The organism is Vibrio clamense, assembly GCF_050337905.1.
GTDB classification, from domain to species: domain Bacteria; phylum Pseudomonadota; class Gammaproteobacteria; order Enterobacterales; family Vibrionaceae; genus Vibrio; species Vibrio cortegadensis.
Map to the genome: position 1 here is coordinate 1 of NZ_JAKJTJ010000074.1, position 615 is coordinate 615.

The window sequence follows — 615 nt, forward strand, 5'->3', positions numbered from 1 at the left end:
TAGGAGTCTGGACCGTGTCTCAGTTCCAGTGTGGCTGATCATCCTCTCAGACCAGCTAGGGATCGTCGCCTTGGTGAGCCATTACCTCACCAACTAGCTAATCCCACCTAGGCATATCCTGACGCGAGAGGCCCGAAGGTCCCCCTCTTTGGCCCGAAGGCATTATGCGGTATTAGCCATCGTTTCCAATGGTTATCCCCCACATCAGGGCAATTTCCTAGGCATTACTCACCCGTCCGCCGCTCGTCAGCGAAKTAGCAAGCTAMTTCCTGTTACCGCTCGACTTGCATGTGTTAGGCCTGCCGCCAGCGTTCAATCTGAGCCATGATCAAACTCTTCAATTAAAGTTTTTTGCATCCTAAGATGCGGCTCAATGAATACTGACTTCAAAACTAATATTTACCGCTCTTTCGAAAAAGAACAGAAACATGTAATTCTAAAGCTATTACCATTCCAACAGAATGGTAATGAATTGACTGTGCCAAGTTCTAAGAACTTGTATTGGTCACTCAGTTCATTGATATCTTTTGTTTCGACTTAATTTACTTTCGCTTTAAAAAGCGAAAACAAACAGTACGAAACTAGTGATTATCATCAACGAGTGCCCACACAGAT

The 615-nt window shown here is 45.0% G+C and carries 1 rRNA gene; it reads right to left on the reverse strand.

Going from position 1 to position 615, the window contains the following annotated elements:
- Window positions 1-344, reverse strand: a 16S ribosomal RNA gene (locus L4C39_RS20175); the annotation flags it as partial.
- Window positions 345-615 lie beyond the last annotated feature (271 nt).